Source organism: Cryobacterium sp. TMT4-31 (assembly GCF_004403385.1).
Taxonomy (GTDB): domain Bacteria; phylum Actinomycetota; class Actinomycetes; order Actinomycetales; family Microbacteriaceae; genus Cryobacterium; species Cryobacterium zongtaii.
Genome location: NZ_SOGI01000044.1, coordinates 37,165 through 62,924, shown reverse-complemented (window position 1 = coordinate 62,924; position 25,760 = coordinate 37,165). Strand labels below are relative to the sequence as shown.

The 25,760-nt window shown below is 70.1% G+C and carries 22 protein-coding genes and 1 riboswitch; of the genes, 8 read left to right on the top strand and 14 right to left on the bottom strand.

Annotation, left to right across the window (positions count from 1 at the left end; translation table 11 throughout):
• Positions 1–26: 26 nt before the first annotated feature.
• Genes E3T19_RS10820 through hutH form a run of 4 tightly spaced genes read right to left on the bottom strand, consistent with a single transcriptional unit; the run spans position 27 to position 6,070 of the window.
• Positions 27–1,490: a formimidoylglutamate deiminase gene (locus E3T19_RS10820; protein WP_241980169.1), complete on the bottom strand. Its 1,464-nt coding sequence runs from the start codon at positions 1,488–1,490 to the stop codon at positions 27–29.
• Positions 1,487–2,695, bottom strand: coding sequence for an allantoate amidohydrolase (locus E3T19_RS10815; protein ID WP_134408791.1), 1,209 nt, complete (start codon positions 2,693–2,695; stop codon positions 1,487–1,489). Before E3T19_RS10815 ends, E3T19_RS10820 begins: the two co-directional genes overlap by 4 nt.
• On the bottom strand, positions 2,688–4,439 hold the full coding sequence (gene hutU, locus E3T19_RS10810) for a urocanate hydratase (protein ID WP_134408790.1): 1,752 nt from the start codon (positions 4,437–4,439) through the stop codon (positions 2,688–2,690). Before hutU ends, E3T19_RS10815 begins: the two co-directional genes overlap by 8 nt.
• 41 nt (positions 4,440–4,480) lie before the next feature.
• Positions 4,481–6,070: a histidine ammonia-lyase gene (hutH, locus tag E3T19_RS10805; RefSeq protein ID WP_241980165.1), complete on the bottom strand. Its 1,590-nt coding sequence runs from the start codon at positions 6,068–6,070 to the stop codon at positions 4,481–4,483.
• 146 nt (positions 6,071–6,216) lie between these two features.
• Here hutH and E3T19_RS10800 point away from each other — a divergent pair, with 146 nt between their 5' ends.
• Entirely contained in the window at positions 6,217–6,732 is a 516-nt protein-coding gene (locus tag E3T19_RS10800) for a DUF664 domain-containing protein (protein ID WP_134408789.1), read from the top strand.
• A gap of 145 nt (positions 6,733–6,877) precedes the next feature.
• Complete coding sequence (locus E3T19_RS10795) at positions 6,878–7,507, top strand: hypothetical protein (protein WP_088454823.1); 630 nt, start codon at positions 6,878–6,880, stop codon at positions 7,505–7,507.
• Positions 7,508–7,625: 118 nt separating this feature from the next.
• Here the strand turns inward: E3T19_RS10795 and E3T19_RS10790 are convergent, their stop codons facing one another.
• Positions 7,626–8,195, bottom strand: coding sequence for a gluconokinase (locus E3T19_RS10790; protein WP_088454825.1), 570 nt, complete (start codon positions 8,193–8,195; stop codon positions 7,626–7,628).
• Positions 8,196–8,197: 2 nt separating this feature from the next.
• Positions 8,198–9,592, bottom strand: a complete 1,395-nt coding sequence (locus E3T19_RS10785; protein WP_088454826.1) for a GntP family permease — start codon at positions 9,590–9,592, stop codon at positions 8,198–8,200.
• 254 nt (positions 9,593–9,846) lie between these two features.
• Between E3T19_RS10785 and E3T19_RS10780 the strand changes: the two genes are divergently transcribed.
• On the top strand, positions 9,847–10,587 hold the full coding sequence (locus E3T19_RS10780; protein ID WP_134408788.1) for a FadR/GntR family transcriptional regulator: 741 nt from the start codon (positions 9,847–9,849) through the stop codon (positions 10,585–10,587).
• A 12-nt stretch (positions 10,588–10,599) separates the two neighbouring features.
• Here E3T19_RS10780 and E3T19_RS10775 read toward each other — a convergent pair whose 3' ends face one another.
• From E3T19_RS10775 to E3T19_RS10760, 4 genes are all read right to left on the bottom strand, one after another.
• Entirely contained in the window at positions 10,600–11,886 is a 1,287-nt protein-coding gene (locus E3T19_RS10775; protein WP_088454828.1) for an ATP-binding protein, read from the bottom strand.
• Between the two features lie 119 nt (positions 11,887–12,005).
• On the bottom strand, positions 12,006–13,064 hold the full coding sequence (locus E3T19_RS10770) for a hypothetical protein (RefSeq protein ID WP_103460095.1): 1,059 nt from the start codon (positions 13,062–13,064) through the stop codon (positions 12,006–12,008).
• Positions 13,065–14,294, bottom strand: a complete 1,230-nt coding sequence (locus E3T19_RS10765) for an aminotransferase class V-fold PLP-dependent enzyme (RefSeq protein WP_134408787.1) — start codon at positions 14,292–14,294, stop codon at positions 13,065–13,067.
• Between the two features lie 85 nt (positions 14,295–14,379).
• Complete coding sequence (locus tag E3T19_RS10760) at positions 14,380–16,992, bottom strand: excinuclease ABC subunit UvrA (protein WP_166788853.1); 2,613 nt, start codon at positions 16,990–16,992, stop codon at positions 14,380–14,382.
• Between the two features lie 87 nt (positions 16,993–17,079).
• Between E3T19_RS10760 and panD the strand changes: the two genes are divergently transcribed.
• Together panD and E3T19_RS10750 are read left to right on the top strand one after the other, a co-directional pair.
• Positions 17,080–17,493, top strand: coding sequence for an aspartate 1-decarboxylase (gene panD / locus E3T19_RS10755; RefSeq protein WP_134408786.1), 414 nt, complete (start codon positions 17,080–17,082; stop codon positions 17,491–17,493).
• A 129-nt stretch (positions 17,494–17,622) separates the two neighbouring features.
• On the top strand, positions 17,623–19,275 hold the full coding sequence (locus tag E3T19_RS10750) for an HNH endonuclease signature motif containing protein (RefSeq protein WP_134408785.1): 1,653 nt from the start codon (positions 17,623–17,625) through the stop codon (positions 19,273–19,275).
• Between the two features lie 73 nt (positions 19,276–19,348).
• On the opposite strand, the gene E3T19_RS10745 is transcribed toward E3T19_RS10750, so the two are convergent.
• Positions 19,349–19,672 carry a multidrug efflux SMR transporter gene (locus E3T19_RS10745; protein ID WP_134408784.1) on the bottom strand — a complete coding sequence of 108 codons (324 nt, stop codon included), beginning with the start codon at positions 19,670–19,672 and terminating at the stop codon, positions 19,349–19,351.
• A gap of 9 nt (positions 19,673–19,681) precedes the next feature.
• A riboswitch (guanidine-III (ykkC-III) riboswitch) is annotated at positions 19,682–19,746 on the bottom strand.
• 52 nt (positions 19,747–19,798) lie between these two features.
• Positions 19,799–20,770, bottom strand: a complete 972-nt coding sequence (locus tag E3T19_RS10740; protein WP_103479232.1) for an FKBP-type peptidyl-prolyl cis-trans isomerase — start codon at positions 20,768–20,770, stop codon at positions 19,799–19,801.
• A 311-nt stretch (positions 20,771–21,081) separates the two neighbouring features.
• On the opposite strand from E3T19_RS10740, the gene E3T19_RS18995 reads away from it, so the two are divergent.
• The 3 genes from E3T19_RS18995 (at position 21,082) to E3T19_RS10730 (ending at position 23,459) form a co-directional block, all read left to right on the top strand.
• Positions 21,082–21,225 (top strand): hypothetical protein, encoded by a 144-nt coding sequence (locus E3T19_RS18995; protein ID WP_158253860.1) that lies wholly within the window; start codon positions 21,082–21,084, stop codon positions 21,223–21,225.
• An 81-nt stretch (positions 21,226–21,306) separates the two neighbouring features.
• Entirely contained in the window at positions 21,307–21,744 is a 438-nt protein-coding gene (locus tag E3T19_RS10735) for a metalloregulator ArsR/SmtB family transcription factor (RefSeq protein ID WP_088454834.1), read from the top strand.
• Positions 21,741–23,459: a SulP family inorganic anion transporter gene (locus E3T19_RS10730; protein WP_241980163.1), complete on the top strand. Its 1,719-nt coding sequence runs from the start codon at positions 21,741–21,743 to the stop codon at positions 23,457–23,459. The genes E3T19_RS10735 and E3T19_RS10730 overlap by 4 nt, the downstream gene beginning before the upstream one ends.
• Here E3T19_RS10730 and E3T19_RS10725 read toward each other — a convergent pair.
• Together E3T19_RS10725 and E3T19_RS10720 are read right to left on the bottom strand one after the other, a co-directional pair.
• Positions 23,456–24,739, bottom strand: a complete 1,284-nt coding sequence (locus E3T19_RS10725) for a LuxR C-terminal-related transcriptional regulator (protein ID WP_241980161.1) — start codon at positions 24,737–24,739, stop codon at positions 23,456–23,458. The two genes, E3T19_RS10730 and E3T19_RS10725, sit on opposite strands and share 4 nt — an antisense overlap.
• 249 nt (positions 24,740–24,988) lie before the next feature.
• Positions 24,989–25,657: an HAD hydrolase-like protein gene (locus tag E3T19_RS10720; RefSeq protein WP_241980159.1), complete on the bottom strand. Its 669-nt coding sequence runs from the start codon at positions 25,655–25,657 to the stop codon at positions 24,989–24,991.
• Between the last annotated feature and the right edge of the window lie 103 nt (positions 25,658–25,760).

Sequence of the window (25,760 nt, the reverse complement as noted above, 5' to 3'; positions counted from 1 at the left end):
GGCACAGAAGAGCCGGGCGCGGGTGGTCATGCGGGGCTCGGGGCGGCGGGGAAGCTGCCTGTGTCGGGGGAGCTGAGGGCGTCGAAGGGATCGAGGGCGTCGAGCACCTCGCCGAGGAGCGCCGCGGGCGACCCGTCGAGGGCGAGGGCGGCCGCGGCGGTGCCCACCAAGCGGCCACTGTCGGCGACGATGCGGCCGGCCACGATCACCCGCCGCACGTCGCTCGCCGTGGCGGCGAGCACGAGCTGGTCGAGCCGGGCACCGACGGTGCGGATGCTGCGCGCATCGACCTCGACCAGGTCGGCCGGGTCACCCGGGACCAGGCGCGCCCGACCGAGGCCGAGGGCGGCGTAACCGTCGGTGCCGGCGGCCTGCAGCAGCTCCGCCGGGGTGAACCGGCCGCGACAACCGGAGGCCAGGCGTTCGCCCATCTCCAGGCCGCGCAGCTCCAGGAACGGGTCGATCACGGCGTTCTGGTCGGAGCCCAGGGCGACCGGTGAGCCCGCGTCGGCCAGGGCCCGGGCCGAACCGATGCCGTCGCCGAGGTCGGCCTCGGTGCTCGGGCACATCGATACGGTGACACCGTTGGTGCCGAGTAGGCGCACGTCGTCGTCGCTGAGGTGGGTGGCGTGCACCACGCTCAACCGTGGTGTGAGCGCGCCGAGGCCGTCGAGCAGTCCGGTCGGCGTGACCCCGTAGGCGGCCAGGCAGTCAGCGTTCTCTTGCACCTGTTCGGAGAGGTGGATGTGCAGCGGAACGTCGGCCGGCAACCCGGCGAGGATCTCGCGCATGGCCTCCGTCGGGACCGCCCGCACGGAGTGCAGCGCGGCACCGAGGCTGACCAGGGCCGGTTCGGCCGGCCGGGCGGCGGCATCCGCGTCGAGAGTCTCGCGCAGACGCGCCCAGCGGGCCAGCCAGCCGGCGGCCGAACCGTCGCCGAAGGCGCGTTGCTCGGGCCGCAACGGGGTATGGATACCGCCGGCCAGGTAGCTGGTGTCCAGCAGCACCAAGCGGATGCCCACCTCGCGGGCCGCGGTCGCCAGCGCGAGCTCCATGGCGTGGGCCTGCGGGTACGGCGCGCCGCCCGACTGGTGGTGCAGGTAGTGGAATTCGCCGACGGCGGTGTAGCCGCTGACCAGCATCTCGGCGAAAACGGCCCGCGCCAGTCGCAGATAGCGCTCGGGGGTGAGTGCCTGCGCCATGGCGTACATGGACTCACGCCAGTGCCAGAAATCGCCGCCCTGGTCGTGGGTGCGGCCGCGGAGTGCCCGGTGGAAGGCGTGCGAGTGCGCGTTGGCCAGGCCGGGCAGAACAGTGCCGAGGCGGATGTCGCCGGGCTCGACCGGAACACCATCGGCGCGGTCGGTCAGGCGCCCGTCGATGCCGGCGGACAGGCGCACGCCGGCGACCGCGACGCCGTCGACCAGCAGCGCCTCGCACCAGTAGGTGGCGACTCTCGGCAGCGGGCTGCTCGCCGGGGGCGGGGTCACAGCAGCTCCCGCAGCAGGGTGTCTAGGGCTTCGACGCCGGCGAGGCAATCCGCCAGGGTGGCGAATTCCTCGGGGGAGTGCGAGATGCCGGTGGGGTTGCGCACGAACAGCATCGCGGTGGGCAGCCGGGCGGCGAGCACTCCGGCGTCGTGGCCGGCTCCCGTGGCCAGCGCGGGCACGCCGCCGAGCGCGAGGGCCAGGCGGGCGGCCAGCTCCGGGTCGAAGGTGACGGTGCCGGTCCAGGACTCCTCGACCACGGTCGCGGCGCAGCCGGAGTGCGGGGCCTGCAGCCGGGCGGTGATGTCGGCGACCACGGCGCGGGCCTGGTCGTCGGTGTCCGCGCGGGCGTCCAGCCAGGCGGTGACGACGGAGGGGATCACGTTGGTGCCGCCGGGTATCGCCTCGATGCGGCCGACGGTGGCTCGGGCCCCCGGGTTGGCCAGGGCGGCCTGCTGCACCGCGACGATGGCGTGTGCCGCGGCCACCATGGGGTCGCGGCGGCCGGTCATCGGGGTGGCGCCGGCATGGTTGCCCTGGCCGGTGAAACTCAGCCGCCAGCGCCCGTGGGCGAGGATGGAGGAGGCCACCGCGACGGGTTCACCGAGGTCGATCAGGCGCCGGCCCTGCTCCACATGCAGTTCCAGGAATATACCGATGCGGTCGAGGGCGGCCTGGTCTCGGCCCAGGTGTGCAGGGTTGAGCCCGGCCGTTTTCGCCGCCTCGGCGAGGGTGATTCCCGCCCGATCGGTCAGGGCACGGGCCGTATCGGCGTCGATCGCGCCGGAGAGCAGCCGGGAACCGAGGCAGGCCACCCCGAATCTCGAGCCCTCCTCCTCGGCGAACACCAGCACGGCGCAGGGCCGGCTCGGCACGAAACCGGCGGCCTGCAGTCGGGCGACGGCGTCGAGGGCGGAGACCACGCCGAGCGGGCCGTCGTAGGCGCCGCCGCCGGGCACCGAGTCGAGGTGGCTGCCGACCACCACGGCATCCGCGCCAGGTTCGCCCCACCACGCCCAGGTGTTGCCGTTGCGGTCTGTCTCCACAGCCAGCCCGAGCCGCTCGGCACGTTCGGTGAACCAGGCCCGCAGCTCGTGTTCGGCCGGCTCCCAGAGGTGCCGGGAGTAGCCGGCGGCACGCCGGTCCCTGCCGGTGTCGGCGATCTCGTCGAGGCCGGCCAGCAGGCCGTGCGCGATGAGGTCAGGCATGCGGCGCATCCGCGACCGAGCCGGCGGGTGCATCCGTCTCCCACATCGGCACCCGCAGGCCGCGTTCGCGGGCCACCTCTTCGGCGCGTTCGTAGCCGGCGTCGACGTGGCGCATGACGCCGGTGCCCGGGTCGTTGGTGAGTACCCGTTCGATCTTCTCGGCGGCCAGCGGGGTGCCGTCGGCCACGATCACCTGGCCGGCGTGGATGCTGCGGCCGATGCCGACCCCGCCGCCGTGGTGGATCGAGACCCAGGTGGCGCCGGACGCGGTGTTCAGCAGGGCGTTCAGCAGCGGCCAATCGGCGATGGCGTCTGACCCGTCTTTCATGGCCTCGGTCTCCCGGTAGGGCGAGGCGACCGAGCCGGAATCGAGGTGATCACGGCCGATCACGATCGGGGCGGAGAGTTCGCCGGAGGCGACCATCTGATTGAACTTGAGGCCGGCCAGGTGGCGTTCCTGGTAGCCGAGCCAACAGATGCGGGCGGGCAGGCCCTCGAAGCGCACCTTCTCGCCGGCGGCGGTGATCCAGCGGCGCAGGTGCTCGTCGTGCGGAAACAGGTCCACGATCGCCTTGTCGGTGGCCGCGATGTCGGCCGGGTCGCCGGAGAGCGCGGCCCAGCGGAACGGGCCCTTGCCCTCGGCGAAGAGCGGCCGGATGTAGGCGGGCACGAAGCCGGGGAACTCGAACGCCCGCTCGCAGCCACCGAGCAGCGCCTCGGCGCGGATGGAGTTGCCATAGTCGAAGACCTCGGCTCCGGCATCCTGAAAATCGACCATCGCCTGCACCTGCTTGGCCATCGCGGCGCGGGCCCGGTCGGTGAACTCTTCGGGTTTGTCGGCGGCGTAGGCGTGCCAGTCGGCGACGCTGACGCCCTCGGGCAGATACGCGAGCGGGTCGTGTGCGCTGGTCTGGTCGGTGACGATATCGATGGCTACCTCGCGGGCGCGGAGCTCGGCGAACACCGTGGCGGCGTTGCCGACCAGGCCCACCGACAGTGGCCGGCGATCGGCCTTCGCCGCCAGCACCCGGGCGATGGCGTCGTCGATGTCGTCGGTCATCTCGTCGAGGTAGCCGCGCTCGACCCGGCGCTCGAGCCGGGACGGGTCGACGTCGACGATGAGCACGACGCCCTCGTTGAGGGTGACCGCCATCGGCTGGGCGCCGCCCATGCCGCCGGCGCCGCCGGTGAGGGTGAGGGTGCCGGCCAGGGTGCCGTTGAACCTCGTGGCGGCCACGGCGGCGAAGGTCTCGTAAGTGCCCTGCAGGATGCCCTGGGTGCCGATGTAGATCCAGGATCCGGCGGTCATCTGGCCGTACATGGTGAGGCCCAGGGCCTCGAGCCTGCGGAACTCCGGCCAGGTGGCCCAATCGCCGACGAGGTTGGAGTTGGCGATCAGCACCCGGGGCGCCCACTCGTGGGTACGGAACACGCCCACCGGCTTGCCCGACTGCACGAGCAGGGTCTCATCCTTCTCCAGCGTGGTGAGGGTGCGCACGATGGCGTCATACGCCGCCCAGTTGCGGGCAGCCTTGCCGGTGCCGCCGTAGACCACCAGCTTCTCCGGGTGCTCGGCGACCTCGGGGTCGAGGTTGTTCATCAGCATCCGCAGCGGGCCCTCGGTCTGCCAGCTCTTGGCGGTGAGGGTGTTGCCGCGGGCGGCGCGCACGACGCGCGGGGCGTGCGGGTCGGTGGGCGGCGCATCCGCGGCTGCTGGCGCCGTGCTGTCGGTCAGGTCGGTCATGAGCGGGTCTGCTTTCTCGAGAGCTGAGCGTGCGGATGCGGTTAGTACAGCGAGCCGGTCATGGTCTGGGCGGCGTCGAGTAGGGCGCCGCTGCGTGCGGATGCGGCGACCGACTCGATTTCGGGGGAGAGGAACCGGTCGGGGCCGGGGCCGGCAACGCCCCGGCGCACCTCGGCCAGCACGGCACCGGTCGCGGGCCCGGGCTTCAGCGGCGCGCGCAGGTCGAGGGCGCGGCTCGCGGTCATGATCTCGATGCCGAGCACCCGGGCGAGGCCGTCGATGCCGGTGCGGAGCTTGCGGGCGGCGTGCCAGCCCATGGATACGTGGTCCTCCTGCATGGCCGAGGAGGGGATCGAGTCGACCGAGGCCGGCACGGCGAGGCGCTTGAGCTCGGAGACGATGCCGGCGGCGGTGTACTGGGCGATCATCAGGCCGGAGTCGACCCCCACGTCGTGGGCGAGGAAGGCCGGGAGACCGTTGTTGCGGGCCGGATCGAGCATCCGGTCGGTGCGGCGCTCGGACATGCTCGCCACGTCCGCGACGGCGATGGCGAGGAAGTCGAGCACGTAGGCGACCGGGGCGCCGTGGAAGTTGCCGTTGGACTCGACACGGCCGTCGAGAGTGACGACGGGGTTGTCGATCGCTGAGGCCAGTTCGCGGTCGGCGATGCGGCCCGCGTGCTCAACGGTGTCCCGGGCGGCGCCGTGCACCTGCGGGGCGCAGCGCAGCGAGTACGCGTCCTGCACCCGGGTGCACTCCGGAGTCTGGTGGCTGGCCACGATCGGCGAGCCGGCGAGCAGGTGGCGGAGGTTCTCGGCGGAGGCCTGCTGGCCCAGCTGTGGGCGGAGGCCGGCGAGGTCGGCGGCGAAGACGGCGTCGGAGCCGAGCAGGGCCTCGATGCTCATCGCGGCGGCCACGTCGGCGGTGGAGAACAGGGTCTGCAGGTCGTGCAGAGCCAGGCTGAGCTGGCCGAGCATGCCATCCGTGCCGTTGATCAGGGCCAGGCCCTCCTTCTCGGCCAGGAGCACCGGCTCGAGGCCGGCGGCGGCCAGGGCGTCGGCGGCGGTCAGCTCAGTACCGGCGCGGTCGCGCACGGTGCCCTCGCCCATCAGCGCCAGGGCGCAGTGCGCCAGCGGGGCCAGGTCGCCCGAGCAGCCGAGCGAGCCGTATTCGCGCACGATCGGGGTGATGCCGGCGTTGAGCAGGCCTGCATACGCCTCCGCGGTCGACAGACGGATGCCGGTGCGCCCGGTGAGCAGGGTGGACAGGCGCAACAACATCAGGGCGCGCACGGTCTCCCGTTCCACCTCGGGGCCGGAGCCGGCCGCGTGTGAGCGCACCAGGCTCTGCTGCAGCCGGGTGCGATCGGCGGCGTCGATGAAGGTGGTGGCCAGGGCGCCGAAGCCCGTGGAGATGCCGTAGTGCGGCGCCGTGTCGGTGGCGAGCACCTCGATAGTGGCCCGGCTGGCGGCCACGGCGGCGCGGGCGTCATCGCCGAGCAGCACCGGGGCGTCGTGGCGGGCGACGGCCACGACATCCGCCACGGAGACCGGGCCGGTGCCCACTGTGACGGGGGCCGGGGTGATGTTGGTGGCGGGCAGGACGGTGTCGACGGTGTGCATGTTGTCCATCTGACTCCTGCCCGGTCCTCGGCGCACGGGGTTCAGCCGACTTGGTGTCTCGGATACGAGACACTTGCCGGATCACCACAGCGGGCTAGGGTGGCGCGTGAACGGGTCCTCGGGTGGGCCGGTCGTCGACCCACAGGAGGTACCGGATGCTGTCGACCGACCTGATCACGGATGCGTTCGGCCGTGTGCAGGGGGCTGTGCACGCCGCCCTCGTCGGAGCCGGCCCCGAGCTGCTGGGGTACCGGGCCGACCGCGAGGCGAACACCATCGCGTGGCTGGTCTGGCACCTCACCCGGGTGCAAGACAACCACGTGGCCGATCTCATGGGCGAGCCCCAACTGTGGACGTCGGCGGGCTGGCAGAAACGGTTCGACCTCCCCTTCGCGCCGACGGCGACCGGCTACGGCCAGGGTTCGACCGAGGTGGCCGCGGTGCGGGCCGGTGCTGACCTGCTGCAGGGTTACTTCGACGCGGTGCACGAACGCACCCTCGGCTACCTGGCCACCCTGCACGAGGACGATTTCAGTCGTATCGTCGACACCCGCTGGACCCCGCCGGTGACCCTGGCGGTGCGGCTGGTCAGCGTGATCGCCGACGATCTGCAGCACGCCGGCCAGGCCGCGTACGTGCGCGGGTTGGCGCAGCGGGCGGGCCTGCTCTGAGCCGGGCCTGCCGTGCCTGCCTGCCTTGCCTGCCGCGAGAGCGGCCGCGTGGCTGCGTGTGGCCGCGGAGGTGACCGTTCGACCGCTCTCGCGAGAGGGATCGCCCGGCTAGGCTCGGTGTCAGCACCTCGACACTGGAGAGCCCGTGGCCCACTCGTATCCGCTGTATGTGAACGTGCTGGCGCAGTGCTTCTGCTGCCAGTCGCTGCAGCCGTTCCACTTCACCTCGGCGACCGACCAGGTCGTGTGCGGCCATTGCCTGCGCCACCTCGGGCCCGAAAAGGCCGAGCAGCGCGACGCCGACCACATCAAACTGTGGCTGGGGCAGTTCGCCGCGCAGCAAGAGACCCTTCAGGAGCTTGACGCGACGACCACCGCGACGATCGCCGAGCGGGACGCCGAGATTGCGGCGTTGGCCGCCCAGGTCGCCGACCTCACCGGCATCGTGGCCGGCCGCTTCGACCGCGGGCCCGACGCGGGCCTGCGCGGCCTGCTCGAGACCGAGGTGCTCAAGCGCGCCGAGCGCAAGGCCGAGCTCGGCCAGCGCCGAACGGATGCGGCCATGGCCGTGCTCTGGGAGATCGACAGCCTGCATCGGGTGACGCCCGCCGACCCACGGCACTGCGGATGCGGCAGGTCGGCCGCCGCCTGCCCCGAGACCCGGGCGCTGGGATCGATTCGCCAGGCGCTGGGCGACTGGGAGAGCAAGAACCGCAAGCTGCACGCCGCCGGCCAGCGGCACGCGCTGCCCGCGGGGCATCCCGACCTGACCTGACGCGCTGCGCATCCACCCTGACCGCACCCGCACCAGCAGACAACTGTTCCCGGTGCGGACATTTGCGGCCGGTGTGCCGGGCGCAGATGTCCGAATCGGGCACTGATGTGGCGCTGGACTAGCGGGCGACCGAGGACTGGCCGGGGTCGGGGGCGCCCAGGGCCGACGAACCGGGGCTCGGCGTGAGGCCCAGGCGGCGCACGATCTCGGCGGCCTCCTCGGCGGGCTTCCGGCCGGCATCGATGGTGATCGCGTTCTCGTCGGGCTCCGGCGGCTCGAGCGCGTCCACCTGCGAGTCGAGCAGCGAGGTGGGCATGTAGTGGTCGTGCCGGGTGGCCAGGCGGCGCCCGATCAGGTCTTTCGACCCGCTCAGGTGCACAAAGATCACGTTGTGCTCGCGCAGCACGTCGCGGTAGCGGCGCTTGAGCGCCGAACAGGTGATGATGCCGGGCACGCCCGCCATGGAGTGCTCGATGATCCACGAGGAGATCGTGTCGAGCCACGGCGCGCGGTCTTCATCGTTGAGAGGCTCGCCAGAGGACATCTTGTCGATGTTCTCCTGCGGGTGCAGGTCGTCGCCCTCTTCGAGGTCCCAGCCGAGCTGGCCGGCGAGGATTCCCGCCACGGTGGACTTGCCGGATCCGGAGATTCCCATGATCACGAGCACGGGTTGCTGATTCTCGAACATGGCTAGATCACGACGTTCAGGAGGAGGACGCCGGCCAGGCCGGTGACGGAGATAAGGCACTCCATGACCGTCCAGGTCTTCAGGGTCTGCGGAACGCTGGTGCCGAGGTACTCCTTGACCAGCCAGAAGCCCGCGTCGTTGACGTGCGAGAGGAACAGCGAACCGGCGCCGATGGCGAGCACCATGAGCGACACATCGGTGGAACTCAGGCTCGCGGCGACCGGGGCGAGGATGCCGGCGGCCGTGACCGTGGCGACGGTGGCCGAGCCGGTGGCAACGCGCACCAGCGCGGCGACGACCCAGGCCAGCAGCAGCACCGAAACGCTCGACCCGTTCACCGCGTCGGCGATGACGGTTCCGATGCCGGTGTCGATGAGTACCTGCTTGAACCCACCGCCGGCGCCGACGATGAGCAGGATGCCGGCGATCGGGGGAAGCGAGTCAGCGAGCGACTTCGAGACCGCAGCGCGGTCCATGCCGCCGCCGCGACCGAACACGATCATGGCGTAGATCACGGCGATGCCGAGCGCGATCATCGGGGTGCCGAGGAAGTCCAGGGCGGCGTTGAGCGGGTCAGTGGAGTTGGGGTTGATGGCGTCGGCGATCGAGCGGGCGAGCATCAGCACTACCGGCAGCAGGATGCCCGAGACGGTGGCGATGAAGCTCGGGCGCTTAACGTTCTCCTCGAGGCCCTGGTCGGCGGCGGTGATGAACATCTCGGGAACGGGTACCTTGACCCAGCGGGCAGCGAACTTGCTGAATAGCGGGCCGGAGATGATCACCGTGGGAATGGCGATGAGCACGCCGATCGCCAGGGTGAGGCCGAGATTGGCGTTCAGGGTGGTGACGGCCACGAGCGGTCCGGGGTGCGGCGGCACCAGGCCGTGCATGACCGACAGGCCGGCCAGCGCCGGGATGGCGATGCGGATGAGCGACTGGCCACTGCGCCGGGCGACCAGGATGATCACGGGGATCAGCAGCACGAGGCCGACCTCGAAGAACATCGGCAGGCCGATGAGGCCACCGATCAGGGCCATGGTCCACGGCAGGGTGCGCACGCTCGAGCGGCTGACCAGCGCGTCGACGATGCGGTCCGCTCCGCCGGAGTCGGCCAGCAGCTTGCCGAACATGGCGCCGAAGCCCACGAGCACGCCCACGCCGGCCATGGTGGAGCCGAAGCCCGCACCGAAGCTGGTGACCGCGGCGTTGGGGGCCATGCCGGCGCCTACGCCCACGCCGACGGCGCCGATGGAGAGGGCCAGGAACGGGTGCACCTTGAGCCAGGTGATCAAGACGATGATCACGGCGACGCCAATGATCGCCGCGAGAATGAGTTGAAGGGTGCTGCCGGCGGGAACCACTGGTTCCACCGCCTGAATCGCGCGGGTCACATTCATCTCGAGAATCCGTTCCGAGGCCGCGTCCCTGCGACCCCTTCGTCATGTGGTGAACACGCACGTCTCCCTCATGTCGCCGGATGCGGCATAGTGAAGGAGGAAGTACGTAATCTGATTAATCTGATTAATCGGATTTATGAAGTGTTACACAACGACGGTGATCTGGTCAACAACACCGTACGGGCAGAGTGCGATGACGCAGGCTGGAACAGATCGGTGCGACGAGGTCGCGTCGGGGGAGTGAGGGTGTGACAGTGACTGCAATAGCCGAAGAAACGTGGCGGGACCGGGGATTGCACGCCCGGGTGGTGAACGCGCTCGGTCAGGAGATCGTCGACGGCACCTACCAGACGGGCGACATCCTCAATCTTGACACGCTGAGCGAACGCTTCGCCGTGTCGCGCTCCGTGCTGCGGGAGGCCCTGCGGGTCTTGCAGTCGGTGGGCATGGTGGAGCCCCGCCAGCGGGTGGGCACCCAGGTGCTCGCCCGTCGGTCGTGGGACCTGTTCAGCCCGCAGATCATCCAGTGGCGCGGCCAGGGCGACTACTTCGCCCAGATGCGCGAGATGCTCGAGGTACGCCTGGGCATCGAACCCGTGGCCGCACGGCTGAGCGCCCGACTGATGGCGCCCGAGGAACGGGAGGCCGTCGCCCGGGCCGCGGCCGTCATGGTGCAGGCCGACCAGGCGCAAGACGGCCGGCGTTTCCTCGAGGCCGACGTCGAGTTCCACACCCTGATCCTGCAGGGCTCGGGTAACGCGGTGATGGGTCACTTCGCGAGCACCGTGGCGGCCCTCTTGCGCACCCGGGAGCAGGAGAAGCGCTTCACGATCACCGAGTACACCCCGGCATCCGCCCATCGGCACAACGACCTGGCCGCGGCCATTGCGGCGGGCGACGAGGATGCCGCATACGCCTCCGCCTATGCCACCCTCGAGGCCACCCTCACCGAGTTCGTGCAGGAGTCGGCCGACGCCAACAGCACCGCCGGTTAGAAGCCGGCCCGCTCAGAGCCGGGCGAGCCGGTCGATGTCCTCGAGAAACTCGGCGGCGACCTGCGCCGAGACCGTGGTGCGGGTGCCGCGGATGCCGGCCAGATAGTCCTGGGTGCCCGGCCCGCCGGGCACGGACTCGTCGGCGCCCGCGGAGAGGGCATCCTCCAGGGCCTGCTGGGAAGCCCGCCGGGCGGCGTATTCGATGTCGGCTGGGGAGAAGCCGTCGCTGGCCGCGACGAGGGCCGCGAGGTCGACGGTGCCGGCCACCGCCGGGGGAATGTAGCGCTCCCAGATGGCCTGCCGGGCGGCGGCATCCGGCAACCCGATCGGCACCACGTAGTCGAATCGGCCGTGCCGCAGGAACGCCGAGTCGAGGGTGCGGATGAAGTTGGTGGCGCAGACGAGCAGCCGCCCGGGCCGCTCGCGAAACGCCGGGATGAGCTTGAGCAGCTCGTTGGTCACGCCCTGCAGCGGCGAGGGCGGTTCGCCACCACGCTGGGCGGCGATCTCCTCGACCTCGTCGATGAAGACCACAACGTGGTCGAGGTCGTCGATCTTGTGGAACGTCTCCCGCAGTGCCCCGGCCAGTCCGTGCGGGTCGCTGGCCAGCCGGGAGGGGAACACCTCCACGAACGGCCAGTCCAGCCTGGACGCGATGGCCTTGGCGAAGGTGGTCTTGCCGGTGCCGGGCGGGCCGAAGAGCACCACGGCCTTGGGCGGCACAACGCCGTATTGTTCGGCCATCTCCGGCCGGGCCAGGGGCATCACCAGGCGCCGCTCGAGCAGTTCCTTCTCGCGCACCATGCCACCCACGCTCGCCCACAGGTCCCTCGGCAGGATGCGCCCGCCGAGGTCGGCCAGGGCCCTGATCGACTGGCCCTGCACCGGGATGCGGCGCTCGAAGTAGCTGAGGTGGTTCTTGATTTCGAACCCGCGGTTGAGGAACGCGTCGACCCTGGTGGCGGTCTCCGGCATCAGCGCGGAGAGCTTGGTCAGGCCGTGCGGCGCCATCCGTCGTTCGAGGGCGGCGAGCAGGGCCGAACCGATGCCGTGGCTCTGCCACGGTTTGGTGGTGGCGAGGAACACGATCCAGCCCTGCGCGTGGGCGGCCCGGCCGACCGCGGCGCCGACCACCTCGTCGCCGTGCACGGCCACGACGGCATCGTCCTTCTGGCAGGAGGCGAGCACCTCAGACAGGGCGTAGACAGGGTCGGTGCTGGAGGCGGTGATCTCCTCCCACAGGCGCAGGATGCCGTCGAGATCGTCGGTATGAAAGTCGCGGATACGCCACTCGGTCATCGGGCTCCCTCGGTGTGTGAGGTCACTATGCCACCCTCCCTACCGCGACCCGTGACTCAATCCCCACAAGTTTGCGATTCTTGGGGCTTTCCTCACGGTTCGCGGATGGGCGGGCCCGGCTACTGCAGGCCGTCGACCGAGACCAGGCCGTCGTGGCGGCGGCCGTCGAAGATGATCGTGGGGATCTTCACGGTGGCGATCTTCTCCTCCACGAGGGTCTTGTTGGCGGCGATGATGTCGGTAACCGTGTCCGAAGCGGCCTCGGTCACGACCGCGTCGATCTGGTCGGCGGAGAGGCCGAACTCGCCGAGCCAGTCGACCAGGGTCGCGGTGGCCTCGTCGGAATCCATCGAGTTGATGGTTTCCTGCCACGGCAGGCCGGTTTCGGCCTTTTCGGTGAAGATGCGCTCGAGCACCTGCCAGTCGACGGGGGTCTCGGCGCCGTCCAGCGGGTGCAGCCGCAGGGCCTCGAGGTACTGGGTCACCAGCAGCGAATTGGGGAACTTGTAGCCCTCGGTGCCCGCGATCGGGTAGGCGATGTAGGTGAGGTTGTAGGCCGATTCGAAGCCTGCCTCCTCGATGTTCTGGAACAGTGCCTTGCAGAAGGTGCAGCCGGGGTCGATGACCTCGACGGCGACGGGGTTGGCGGTGTCCTCGGTGAGGTAACTGGCGTTGGCGGGCAGGTAGTCCTCGGCGGTCCAGGTCTGCAGGCGGGCCGGGATGGCCGCGAAGGTCTCGCCGAGGCTGCCGAATTCGTTGCCGAATGCGCCGAGCACGTCGAACTCACCCAGCGACTCCATGAAGCCCGGCGTCTCATCCGGGATCGAGCAGGCCTCGGCGCCCAGGGTGCAGGATGCCGAATCCTGCTTGTTGCAGGTGCCGTAGACGTAGAGGTTGACGGCGCTTTTGACCACGGTGTAACCCGACCAGATGGTGGTGACCAGAACGAGCACGGCAAGGATCTCGAGGCCGATGCTGGCTGGACGCACGAGCCCCGGCCGGCGCACGGCGATCGGCGCGAGCAGGTGGTCCTTGATGTCCTGCTTGAAGGTGGTGTCGCAGGGCCGGAAGGTGACCCGGCGCCAGGTGCAGTTCCAGGCCTTGCCGACGTAGCGGCGGTACTTGGCCGAGAAGGCGGCCATGACGACCAGGACGATGAATGCGGCGATGCAGAACACTTAGGAGAGGCCTTTCATCAGCCGGGTGAGGGCCTGCGTGGCCGAGTCGATGTCCGACTCGGTCGAGTGCAGGCCGAGGGAGAGGCGCAGCAGCGGGGGTAGCCCGAGCTGTTCCTTCAGGTAGTGGTGGGCGCAGAAGTAGCCGCTGCGCACGGAAATCCGCGAGTGCGAGAGGAACACCGCGAGCCGGTGCGAGTCCTGCGCGGGCGCGTAGAGGCTGATCACCGGGCTGGGCTCGGTGTTCAGCAGTGTGAGTCCGGGGATCTCGGCGAGGCCGTCGTGGAGCCGCCTGGACAGGCCGGTGATGTGCTCGGCGGGGGTGAGCCCGCCGGGGCGGACGTCGCCGAGCCACTCGATCGCCCGGCCGAGCGCGATGATCTCGCCCCAGGCCTGCAGGCCCGGTTCGAGCAGCGCCGCCGGGTCACCCTGAACGAGGTCGAAGTCGTTCTCGCGCACGTCGGAGACCATGCCGCCGCCCACGAAGCCGAGCTCGAGGGAGGTGAGCAGCTCGTGCCGCGCCACGACGACGCCGAGACTTGCGGCGTACATCTTGTGGCCGGAGAAGCAGACCGCATCCGCCTCGGTCTTCTGCAGCAGCGCCCGGCTGTGGCCCATGGCCTGGGCGGCGTCGACGATGACGATGCCGCCGCGGGCGTGGGTGTCCCGCACGAGGTCGGCGAGGTTGCTGAGCTGGCGGCCGTCGATGTTGGACGTGGCGTTGACGACGACGACGGCCTTCTCCAGCTGCGCGGGCTCGTAGAGCAGGGCGCCGTCGGCGGCGCGACCCAGCACCAGGCGGTCGACGCCCAGCCGGCGGGCGGCGGTGATGGTGGGCAGGAACACCGAGTTGTGTTCGACGTGGCTGGTCACGACCCTGGTGAAGCGGCCCAGCGGCAGCTGCTGCAGGAGCAGGTTGAGGCCGTAGGTGGTGTTGAGGGTGAACGACACGGCGTGGCTCCTATTCGAGAGCCCGAGCAGGCCGAGCACGGCCTTGCGGGTGTCGGCCACCGCGGCATCGACCTTCAGGCCCCAGGCGTATTTCACCCGTCCGCCGCAGGCGTTATAGGTCGTGTAGTAGTCGGTGAGGGCGTCGATCACGGGCTGCGGGCGGAGGCTCTGGCAGGCGGCGTCGAGGTAGACCTCACCGGCTTGCAGGTAGCCGAAATCGCCCGATTGACCCGTGTCGAGTCGCTCGGCGGCGGGCCTGCGGAACAGCGTGCTGCGCTTCATAAGGTCTCAACTCCAGGCTCAGCTTAGATTCGCGGCTGTTCCGGGAATGGGGACCAAAGTCCCGTTTGACCGGGTGTAGCACCGTTTACACAGCCAGCTCCAAGCGTTGGGCGAGGTAGGGCGCCGTGCGGCTGTGCGGATGCGCCGCGACAGTCGCCGGAGTGCCCTCCGCCACGATGCGGCCGCCCGCGCTGCCGCCGGCCGGGCCCAGGTCGATGACCCAGTCGGCCGCGGCCACGACGCCCATGTCGTGCTCCACCACGACAACGGTGTTACCCGCGTCGACGAGCCGGCCCAGCTGCGTCATCAGCAGCTCCACATCGGCCGGGTGCAACCCGGTGGTGGGCTCGTCGAGCAGATACAGGGTGTGGCCGCGACGGGCGCGCTGCAGCTCGGTGGCCAGCTTGATGCGCTGCGCCTCACCGCCGGAGAGCTCGGTGGCCGGCTGGCCGAGCCGCAGGTAGCCCAGGCCCACCTCGCGGAGGGTCGCCAGGCTGCGGGCGGCGCTGGGCACCTCGGCCAGGAAGTCGGCGGCCGCGTCGACGGTGAGTCCCAGCACGTCGGCGACGGACTTGCCGTTGTAGAGCACCGCAAGGGTCTCGGCGTTGTAGCGGGAGCCGCCGCAGGTCGGGCAGGGTGCGTAGCTGCCGGGCAGGAAGAGCAGCTCCACGGCCACGAAGCCCTCGCCCTGGCAGGTGTCGCAGCGGCCGCCGGCCACGTTGAAGGAGAACCGACCGGCGCCGAAGCCGGCGGCCTTCGCCGCATCCGTCGCCGCGAAGGTGGATCGCACGGCGTCGAACAGGCCCGTGTAGGTGGCCAGGTTGGAGCGCGGGGTGCGGCCGATGGGCTTCTGGTCCACGCGCACCAGACGGTCGATGGCCCCGGCACCGGTCACCGTGTCGACGACGGTGCTGGCACGGTCCGCACCGGTCTCGTCGTCATCGGCGTCCTGGGCGGCCTGCTGGTCGGCCGCGCCGTCTCCGGCAACGCTGGCGGCGGGCCCGGCGTCGACCGGGCCCTGGCGCAGTTCCCGGCCTACGGCATCCGCCAGCACCCGGCTGACCAGGGTGGACTTGCCCGACCCCGAGACACCGGTGACGGCGGTCAGCACGCCGAGCGGCACCTTCACGTCGAGGTCGACGAGGTTGTGCCGGGTGACGCCGGTCAGGCCCAGCCAGGCGGTCGGCTCACGGTGCGCCGGCGCCGCCGAGTCGCCCATGGAGGGGAACAGGTAGCGGCGGGTGACGGAGGTCTCGACCTCGGCCAGCCCCGGCACCGGGCCGCTGTAGAGCACCTCGCCGCCACCGTCGCCCGCGCGCGGGCCCACGTCGACGAGCCAGTCGGCGCGGCGCACGACGTCCATATTGTGTTCGACCACGAAGACCGAGTTGCCGGATGCCTTGAGCTGTTCGAGCACCACCAGCAGCGGTTCCGCGTCGGCCGGGTGCAGCCCCGCGGAGGGTTCGTCGAGCACGTAGATCACACCGAACAGGCCGCTGCGGAGCTGGGTGGCGATGCGCAGCCGCTGCATCTCGCCGGGGGAGAGGGTGGGGGTGGCCCGGTTCAGGCTGAGGTAGCCCAGGCCCAGGTCGATGAGCACCTCGAGGCGGCGCACCAGGTCGCCGGCCACGGTGACGGCCACCTCGGTGACCTCGCCGGACTGCGCGGAGCGGTGCGACCCGGTGGCCCCGGTGAGCTCGGCGGTGGGCCGCAGCACCTCGGCGAGGTCGCTGAGGGTGAGGGCGTTGAGTTCGTTGATCGGCCGGCCGGCAAAATGAACCGCGAGGGCCTCGGCGCGCAGGCCGCTGCCGCCGCAGAGCCGGCACGGGCCGGTCTCCACGAACGCGAGCACCCGCTGGCGCATCTGGGCGCTCTTCGAATCGGCCAGCGTGTGCATCACGTAGCTCTTCGCGCTCCAGAACCGGCCCTTGTACGGCTTGGCCACCCTGTCTCGCTGCGGGGTGACCTCCACGACGGGCTGCTCCTCGGTATAGAGGAGCCAATCGCGCGACTCGCGGCTGAGCTGTGACCACGGCACGTCGATGTCGTGGCCCAGCACCCCGGTGATGTCGCGCAGGTTCTTGCCCTGCCACGCGCCGGGCCAGGCTGCGATGGCGCCGTCGCGGATGCTCAGGCTCGCGTCGGGCACCAAGAGGGGTTCGGTGACGGTGTGCGAGATGCCCAGGCCGTGGCACTCCGGGCAGGCGCCGGTGGCCGTGTTGGGCGAGAAGGCGTCGGAGTCCAAGCGCAGGTCCGACCCGGCGGGGTAGGTGCCGGCGCGGGAGTAGAGCATCCGCATCGAGTTGGACAGGGTGGTGACGGTGCCCACGCTGGAGCGGGAGCTGGGCGAGCCGCGGCGCTGCTGGAGGGCCACGGCCGGCGGCAGCCCGGTGATGAGGTCAACGTGCGGGGTGTGACCCTGCTGGATCAGGCGGCGTGCGTACGGCGCGACGGACTCGAGGAACCGGCGCTGGGCCTCGGCAAAGATGGTGCCGAAGGCCAGGGACGACTTGCCCGAGCCGGAGACTCCGGTGAAGGCGACGATGGCGTCGCGGGGGATGTCGACGTTGACGTCTTGCAGGTTGTTCTCTCTGGCACCACGCACACGCACGAAGCCGTCAGCGCCCGGGTGGGCGGCGAGGTCCGCCGGAAGGGCCGGAGAAATGGGTGCCGAAGAAGTCAAGGGAGAGTGAGGCATTCGATCGACTCTAGTTCGGCCCCCTGACACTCGACCCTGCTCGGCACGCGTATCGTGGAGAAGTTGATCCCCGAAAGGCTCTTTCCGATGCGCCGCACCATGTTCAAGTCCAAGATCCACCGTGCCACCGTGACGCACTCCGCCCTGCACTACGTGGGGTCGCTGACCGTCGACCTCGACCTGCTCGACGCGGCCGACCTGCTGCCCGGCGAGCTGGTGAGCATCGTGAACGTCAACAACGGCGCCCGCTTCGAGACCTACCTGATCGCCGGGGAGCGCGGCAGCGGTGTGATCGGCGTCAATGGCGCGGCAGCACGGATGGCGCACGAGGGCGACCTGGTCATCATCATCTCCTACGCCCAGATGGGCACGAACGAGGCCAGGGTCTACCAGCCCACCGTCGTGCACGTGGATGCGCAGAACGCGATCATCTCGGTCGGCACCGACCCGGCCGCTGCCGACGGCGATGACGACCTGGAGCGCCCGCCCCACGCTCTCTGAGCTTCGCTGCCTGTCGGGCGCCGAGGAGAATCATGGCACCCGGATCGGATGGCTGAGAACGTGTGAAAAAGTTCTCCACAGCCGTGGGTTCCACCACACAAACGTTCGATATTGAGCTATTCTCATCGCATGGTCACCATCGTAGCTGTCTCCGAACCCGGTTCCGCGCCGGATGGCACGGCGCCGACGGCTCCGCTGCCGGGGTCGTTGATCGCCGCGCTAGAAGCGGTGGAGCACCTCGGGGCGTGCAGCGCCGACTACGACGCGCTCTCCGACGCGGAGCTGATCGCCGGCCAGAGAGACCTGGCCAGGTTGCGTGGCTTGGTGGAGACCCGATCGGTATGGCTGGCGAAGACCCTCGCGCACCGTTCCCGCCGGGAGCTGGGCCAGCAGGGCCTGGCAGCACGGCAGGGGTTTCTGTCGCCGGCGGACCTGATCCAGACCCTCACCGGCTCTACCCGGGCCGACGCCCGCAAACTCGTTGACGTGGGCGCGATGCTCAGCGAGACAGAGACGGCCCAGGCGGTGCGGGACGCCGAGGCCAACGACCGGGGGCAACAGGACGGCCGCGACGACGTCGACGGCGGTGATGTGGCCGCCGTTCCCGGCGCTGAGCCTGTCCCGCTGCCCTGGTACAGCGCCATTTCCGATGCCGTGGCTGCCGGAACCCTCTCGGTCGCCGCGGCGCACGCGATCCGCGCGGGCCTGGGCACGATCGACGTCGTCATCACCGCCGAAGTCCTCGGTGATGCGGTGCAGAAGCTCCTCACAGAAGCGAAGACAACCACCGTCGACGACCTCCTCAAACGCTCCCGCAGGATGCGGGACACCCTCGATGAGGCCGGCATCGCGAAACGCGAACAGAAGGCATGGGACGACCGGTACCTGCGGATCTGGACCGGTGACTCCGGCCAGGTCCACCTCAACGGCCAATTCCCGCCTGAGCAGGGCGCGTTCATTCTCTCCGTCTGCGACAGTGCCGCCGGTCCCCGCCGCGGCGGCGTGAGATTCGTCGACCCGGACCGGGCCGCCTGGGCCAAGGCGATACAGGATGACCCGCGCAGCACCGACCAGTTAACCGCCGACACCTTCGTCGAGCTCCTCAGGGCCGGTAGCACCGTCAACCCGCACCGAATGCTCGGCGGTCGCAGCCCGGCGGTTCGGATCCTCACTCCCGCGCCCACCCCGGCGCCCACCCCGGTGCCAGCCGGGGACGGGGAGGCCGAAGCAGCGACTCCCTCACCCGCACCAGCAGGCGAACTCGCGCCGGCAGTCGACCCCGCCGAGGTTCTCGTTGCGATTCCCGACGGCAGCGGCCACGGCTTCATCGAGGGTAATCCCGCACCCGTGTGCCAGCAGAGCGTCGACAGGATCATCTGCACCAGTGGCACCGTCGAGATCACCTTCGACGACGACGGCCAACCCCTCAACCTCGGCCGCGAAGAACGCATCTTCACCGCAGCGCAACGCATCGCCCTGGCTGCCCGCGATGGCGGCTGCCGATGGGGCGACTGCGACAGGCCACCCTCGCGAACCGAGGCGCATCATCTCGAGGAATGGGTCCGCGATCACGGCGCCACAGACATCCGCGTCGGCATCCTGCTCTGCCCCCCACACCACCGGCTGCTCCACGCCCAGGGCTGGCAAATCTTCGAGAACCGGGGCGTCTATTGGCTGCGGCCCCCGGCCATTGTTGATCCCGGGCAGTCGCTCATCAGGCTGAACCGTAAGAGCCCCATCGCTCCGGAAGGCCTACACCCGGACCGGGGCGACAGGCACTGATATGGCAGCGACGATCACGGTGGCGGCAGCATCCGCCGATCGTGAGAGACGTCGCGAGCCGGAGGCAGGAGGGCTAGTGGCCGCCGTCGACGAGCTTCAGGCCGATGACGCAGCCGACGAGGCCCAGGATGAGCAGGATTTTGATGAGCGACGCCGGTTCGCCGCCGAAGATCATCGCGTAGAGCACGGTCAGCGCCGCGCCGATCCCCACCCAGACGGCGTAAGCGGTGCCGATCGGGATGGTGCGCATCGCGAACGCGAGGCCGGCCATGCTCAAAATCAGGCCGGCACCGAAGATCACGGTGGGCCAGAGCTTGGTGAAGCCGACGGACTTGCCGAGGGCCGTCGCCCAGACGGCTTCGAGAACACCGGACACGATCAAAATGATCCACGACATGAGAACTCCTATGGCCAGTCTTGTCGCGTGCCGGGTACTGATCCGTCGTCCGGAACCGCGGTGAGCGGTCTCCCAGAAGACTAGCCCGGTGGCCTGTGCAGACACTGGGCAGGCCGCCGGGGACACTTAGGCTGCGGCGATGATGTCCACGACGAAGACGAGAGTGTCTGTTTCGCTGATGCCGGCCGTCTCGTTACCGCCCTCATAACCCAGCTCGCCCGGCGGGATGACAATGACCACCTGGGAGCCGACGGTCTGTCCGACCAGGCCCTGGGTGAAGCCGGTGATCAACCCGGAGACCGGGAACGACGTGGGGCCGACACCCCAGCTCTGGTCGAACACCTTGCCGGTGTCCCAGATGGCGCCGGTGTACTGCACGGTCACCGTGGAGGTCTCCGTGACGGCCGCGCCGTCACCCTTCTTGAGCACCTCGACCGCGAGGTCGGTGGGCGGGTCGCTCTTGGGCATGGTCACGGTGGGCGCGCCGTCATCGGCGAGCTTCACGGTGGGGAAGCCGTCCGTGGGCTCCTGGTCTTCCCCGGTGGCGCGGGTGGGCAGCTTTTCCTTGATGTCGATCACGAAGAGCAGCTGGTCGGTGGCGGCCACACCCAGGTCGGTGTTGCCGGTCTCGCCGAAGCCGTCGGCCGGCGGGAAGACCACGGCCACCCTGTCGCCCACGTTGGAGCAGGCCACACCCTTGAGGATGCCCGGGATGACGCCCTGGCCGTTGACGACGTTCACGGTGAGGCCGGCGGCGTCGCCGAAGCCGCCGGCGGTGAGCTTGGCGCCGGTGGTGGCGTTGTACGCGGCGTAGGAGATCGCCACGGAATCACCCTCCTCGATGGCGTCTCCGGTGCCCTCCGTGATGACGGTGCGTTCGGTCGCTTTCGTGGCCAGAGGGGCCTCGAAGGTCACGGTCGGTTCGGCTGCGGCATCACCGGCGACGGTGACGGCATCCGACGTCGCACCCGGATCGGTGCATGCGACCGGGGCCGTCGTGGCCGACGGTGTCGGCGACGACGCGGGTGACGCCGCGCAGCCGGTCAGGGCGACGGCGGCGACCGCCGTCAGGGTGAGGAAAGTGGGAAGTGTACGCACGCAGGTGTCTCCAGTCAGATTCGGGCCTCGACCAGTCTGGTCCCCGCACCTATGTATGTGCTGAATCGGTGTGCTCCCAGCCGGCTCACAGACCCGCCGATTCGGGACCTTCGTCCCCTGACGGGGGGAAGTGCGGAGATCTAAACTGATTATTCGGCCCCGGGAATTCGTCAGGCCGAGCAGGTCGATGGTGACCGAAACCCACCGACAGTGGCGCCACGCTCATCACGGCAACCTCCTGATTGACGCCCTGCCCCACCCATCGAACGCCGCTCGATGTGGTGACAGCACGTCAAGAGAAAGAGCAATTCGTGTCCGACCAAAAGTCGACCTCAGTAAACGCCGTCAGCATGGACCGCTGGGAGAGCCTCAAGCGCGAGTACTTCTGGCGCACCCACCGCAACGTGCCCGCCGCCGCCCCGGCCGCCACGGTAGCCGACCCCAACGCGGAGTAGCCCGAAGCCCGGCCGTTTGCCGGCACCGGCGACGGGACCTTGGTCCGGGGTTATCCGCTGGTAGCGCGATATGATGAATTCATGGAACCGCTGAATGACGACCCGACCGGCACCTTCACGGATGCGAACCGTCCGCTGTATGAGGTGAAGGCCAACCTGTTCAAGGGGTTGGCGCATCCGGTTCGGGTGCGGGTGCTCGAGGTGCTCGCCCACGCCGACACCGACCTGTCGGTCTCCGACCTGCTCGCCGACACCGGCCTGGAGGCCTCGCACCTCTCCCAGCACCTGTCGGTGCTGCGCCGGCACAACCTGGTGGTGGCTGAGCGCCGCGGCAGCCTGGTCTTCTACGGCCTGGCCTACCCGCAGGTCGCCGATCTGCTCGCGGTGGCCCGGCAGCTGCTCGTCGAGATTCTCGAGACCACCCAGCAGCGCCTGATCAGCACGGTCGGTCGGCCCCGGCTCGGGTCGACGGATGCGGCGTCCAACGCCGCCGTGTCCAGTGACGCGGTGTCCCGGTGAGTGTGATCACCGTCGCCGCCGGCAGGACCGGCCGTTACCTGCGCGCGCTGTTGCCCAGCTGGCAGGATTACCGCGATGTGAAGCGCACCTGGCGCGGCGACATCGTGGCCGGCCTCACCGTGGGCATCATTGCGCTGCCGCTGGCCCTGGCCTTCGGGGTCAGCTCCGGCGCCGGCGCCGAGAGCGGCCTGATCACCGCCATCGTGGCCGGTGTCATCGCCGCGGTGTTCGGCGGCTCCAACATCCAGGTCTCCGGCCCCACCGGCGCCATGGTCGTGGTGCTCGGTCCGGTCGTGGCCGCCCACGGCGTCGGCGTTGTCGCGGTGCTCAGCCTCATGGCGGGCCTCATCGTGATCATTGCCGGCGCCCTCAAGCTCGGCCGAGCGGTGACCTTCATCCCGTGGCCGGTGATCGAGGGGTTCACCCTGGGCATCGCCGTCATCATCTTCCTGCAACAGGTGCCCGCCGCGATCGGTTCCAAGGCCGGGCCGAGCAGCAATGCCTTCGTGGCCGCCGTACAGTCCTTCCAGACCGTCGACTGGTCCACCGTGATCGTCCCTGTGGCCATGGTGCTCATGGTGGCCGCGATCATGCTGCTGGCTCCCCTGGTGCACAAGAAGCTGCCGGGGTCGATCGTGGCCATCATCGTGGTGACCGTTGTCGCCAACCTCGCCAACCTGCCGCTGGCCCGCATCGGCGAGCTGCCCAGCTCGCTGCCGGCGCCCGCGCTGCCGCAGCTTGATGCCGGCCTGCTGAGCTCCCTGGTCGGCCCCGCCCTCACCATCGCGGCGCTCGCCGCGATCGAGTCCCTGCTCTCTGCGCGGGTGGCCGTCACGCTGTCCGACACCGGCCCGTACGACGCCGACCGCGAGCTCGTGGGCCAGGGCCTGGCCTCGATCGCCTCCGGCTTCTTCGGCGGCATGCCGGCCACCGGCGCGATCGCCCGCACGGCGGTCAACATCCGCTCGGGCGGCCGCACCCGGCTGGCGGCGATCGTGCACTCGATCGTGCTCGTCGGCGTGGTCTACCTCGCCACCGGGGTGGTCTCGCAGATCCCGCTCGCCGCGCTCTCCGGGGTGCTCATGGTGACCGCGGCCCGGATGATCTCGATCGCCACCGTGCGAAGCATCATCGGCTCCACGGGGTCGGATGCCACGGTGTTCGTCATCACCGCCCTGGTGACGGTCTCGGTCGACCTCATCGTGGCGGTGGGCATCGGCATCGCCGTCGCCGCGTTCTTCGCGCTGCGGGCGGTGTCGGCCTCCAGCGGCGTGCACCGGGAGGAACTGCCCGGCACCCCTGTTCCCGGCGACGAGCGCATCGCGCTGTTCAGGCTCGATGGCGCCCTGTTCTTCGGTGCGGCCGAGCGGATGCTCGAACGGGTCAACCAGACCAGCCACATCACCGTGGTGATCATCCGGATGTCGCAACTGCAGATCCTCGACGCCACCGGCGCCCGGGTGATCACCGAGATGATCCAGGCGCTCGAGCGGCGCGGCATCACGGTGCTCGTCAAGGGCATCCAGCCGCGGCACCTCAAACTCGTCACCCGGGTGGGCGTGATCACGTCGCTGCGGCACCGCAACCACCTCTTCATCGACCTTGACGCCGCGATCGAACACGCCCGCAGCCACGTCACCCGGGCCGCCACGGCCGGCGGCGCGGATGCCGGCGACTACGGCTGGACCAGCGCGATCCGGTTGCCCAGGGACTAGCGGGCCAGCGAAGCCAGCTCGGCGCGGGTGGAGGCGCCCACCTTGCGCAGCAGGTTGGCCACGTGGAACTTCACGGTGTTCTCGCTGATCAGCAGCTCGCCGGCGATGGCCTTATTGCGCGCGCCGGAGGCGACCAGCGCCAGCACCCCCTGCTCCCGCGGGCTCAACCCCCACTCGGTGGCGGGGGCCAGCGGGGCCGACGGTGGGTCCAACGGCAGCGACACCGTGAGCTCGGAGCCCCAGCCGGCGGTGGCCTGCACGCCGAAGGTGCCGCCGAGCGCGGCGACCCTGGCCGTGAGAGGGACGACGCCGGGGGAGTCCGTGCTGAGAACGCCCGCGCCGTCGTCGCGGATCTGGATCAGCAGGTTGCTGCCGTCGCAGTCCCACTGCACGCGTACCCGGCTTACCCCCGCCTGCTCCACCAGGGCCAGCACGGCGCCGCGCACGATGGCGCGGCCCGCGTGCGCGACCTCACCGGGCAGGGCTGGGCCGTTCGCCGGCGGCTCGACGAACTGCACGTCGAGGTCACCGAACCGCACCAAGGGCCTCAGATCGTCCCGCAGCCTGGCAAAGGCCGCCGCCACCGGTTCCTGGGCGAGTGAGCGGTCCCGGTCCGACACCGCGCGCAGGTTCACCATGGCGCTCGCGGCGAGATCGGTGGCGGTCTGACGGGCGGCCTCGGCGCTGACCGTGGGCGAGCGCAGCACCCCGAGCAGGGATTCGAGAGTGGTCGAATGGGCATCCGTGAGATCGGCGATGAGCTTGGCACGCTCGGCCGACGCGGGCCGCGAGTCGAGCAGGTGGGCGGGACTGGCCGCGGCCACCTGTTGGCGGATGCTCGTGGCCACGAGCTGCCACAACCGGCCGACGAGCGCGAGGGTCGCCTCGGGGTCGGCCGCGCCGGCCGGCGTGAGTTCGGGGTCGGCGAGCACCAGCAGGGCGCCGGTGGAAGCAGTCCAGGCCGTGATCGGGCGATCGGTGCCACCGAGCGCGGCACGGCGGCCCCACGGGTCGGACGGTTCGCTGGTGAGCGAGCGGCGCACGGCGTCGAGCTCGACGAGGGTGACTTCGTCGATGATCGACGCCTCGCCGGCCGTCTTCCGCGGTCGGCCGGTGCAGTCGTCTGTGCAGTCGTCGGTGAGAATCAGCAGCGCGCTGTGCCCGATGAACGGCTCGAGAAGGGCCGAGAAGCCGCCGGCGACGTCGGGCGGGGAGCTCTTCACGACGCCGTGCAGGGCGTCGAGCAGTTCCATTGAGCGGGGGTTGGCGAGCGACTTCACCGCGTCAGCCTACCCGGATCTGGCCGTCCGGCCTGACTGCCCCTACCCATCCGGGTGGGCTCGTCATCTCCGCCCGGCCACGGATGGCCCCGCCGCGACTTGCACCGAATCGCCGCTCCGCCGCCCGCAGAGGGACCATTTGCGGCAAGTCAGCAACCCGCACTGTCACGACTTGCCGAAAAGTGCCCCATCACAACGCGTGAAGGGGCACTATTCGGCAACTCGGAGCCGCGGGAAGGCGGCGACGGGTCAGCCGAGGAGGAGCTTGCCGAGCTGGTCGGTGGAGTGCACCACGGCGGTGGCCAGGGCGGCCTCCGCGGGGGAGCCGTAGCCCCACTCGACGAGGATGGTGGGAACGCCGTTCGCGTTGGCGCCCTCGGCGTCATAGATGCGGTCGCCGACCATGACGACGGCGGAGGTGTCGACACCGACGGCGGTAAAGCGCACCAGGGCCTCTTCGACGATGTCGGCCTTGTTGCTGCGGGTCTCGTTCTCGGTGGCGCCCACCATGACGGTGAAGTACTGGGCCAGCTCGAAGTGCGTAAGGATCGCGATCGCGGTGTGCTCGGGCTTGCTGGTGGCCAAGCCGAGCGGGATGCCGGACTCGTGGATGCGCTCGAGCAGGCCGGCGACGCCCGGGTACACGGCGGTGTCCAGCGACGCGGGGCCCTGGTAGTCGGCGCGGTACACGGCCAGGGCCTCCTGGGCCTCGTCGGGCGTCATGCCGGCGTACTCGCCGAACGCGGCCAGCAGCGGCGGGCCGACGTACTTCATCAGCTCGGTGTCGGAGGGAACCGGGCGGCCGAGCAGAGCGAAGGTGCGCGCCAACGAGTTCGTGATTGCCGGGGCGGAATCCGTGATGGTTCCGTCGAGGTCGAAGAGGATGGCGCTCCAGGTGCGCGTCAGAGTGGGGTTCACTCGCAATATCCTAGGGCCGGAGGGGGCAAACCCTTGCATGGGAGGTGGATACAAGGTAGGCGCGCGACCCCGCGGTCGGCCGCATCGCTGCCGGCGAACGGAT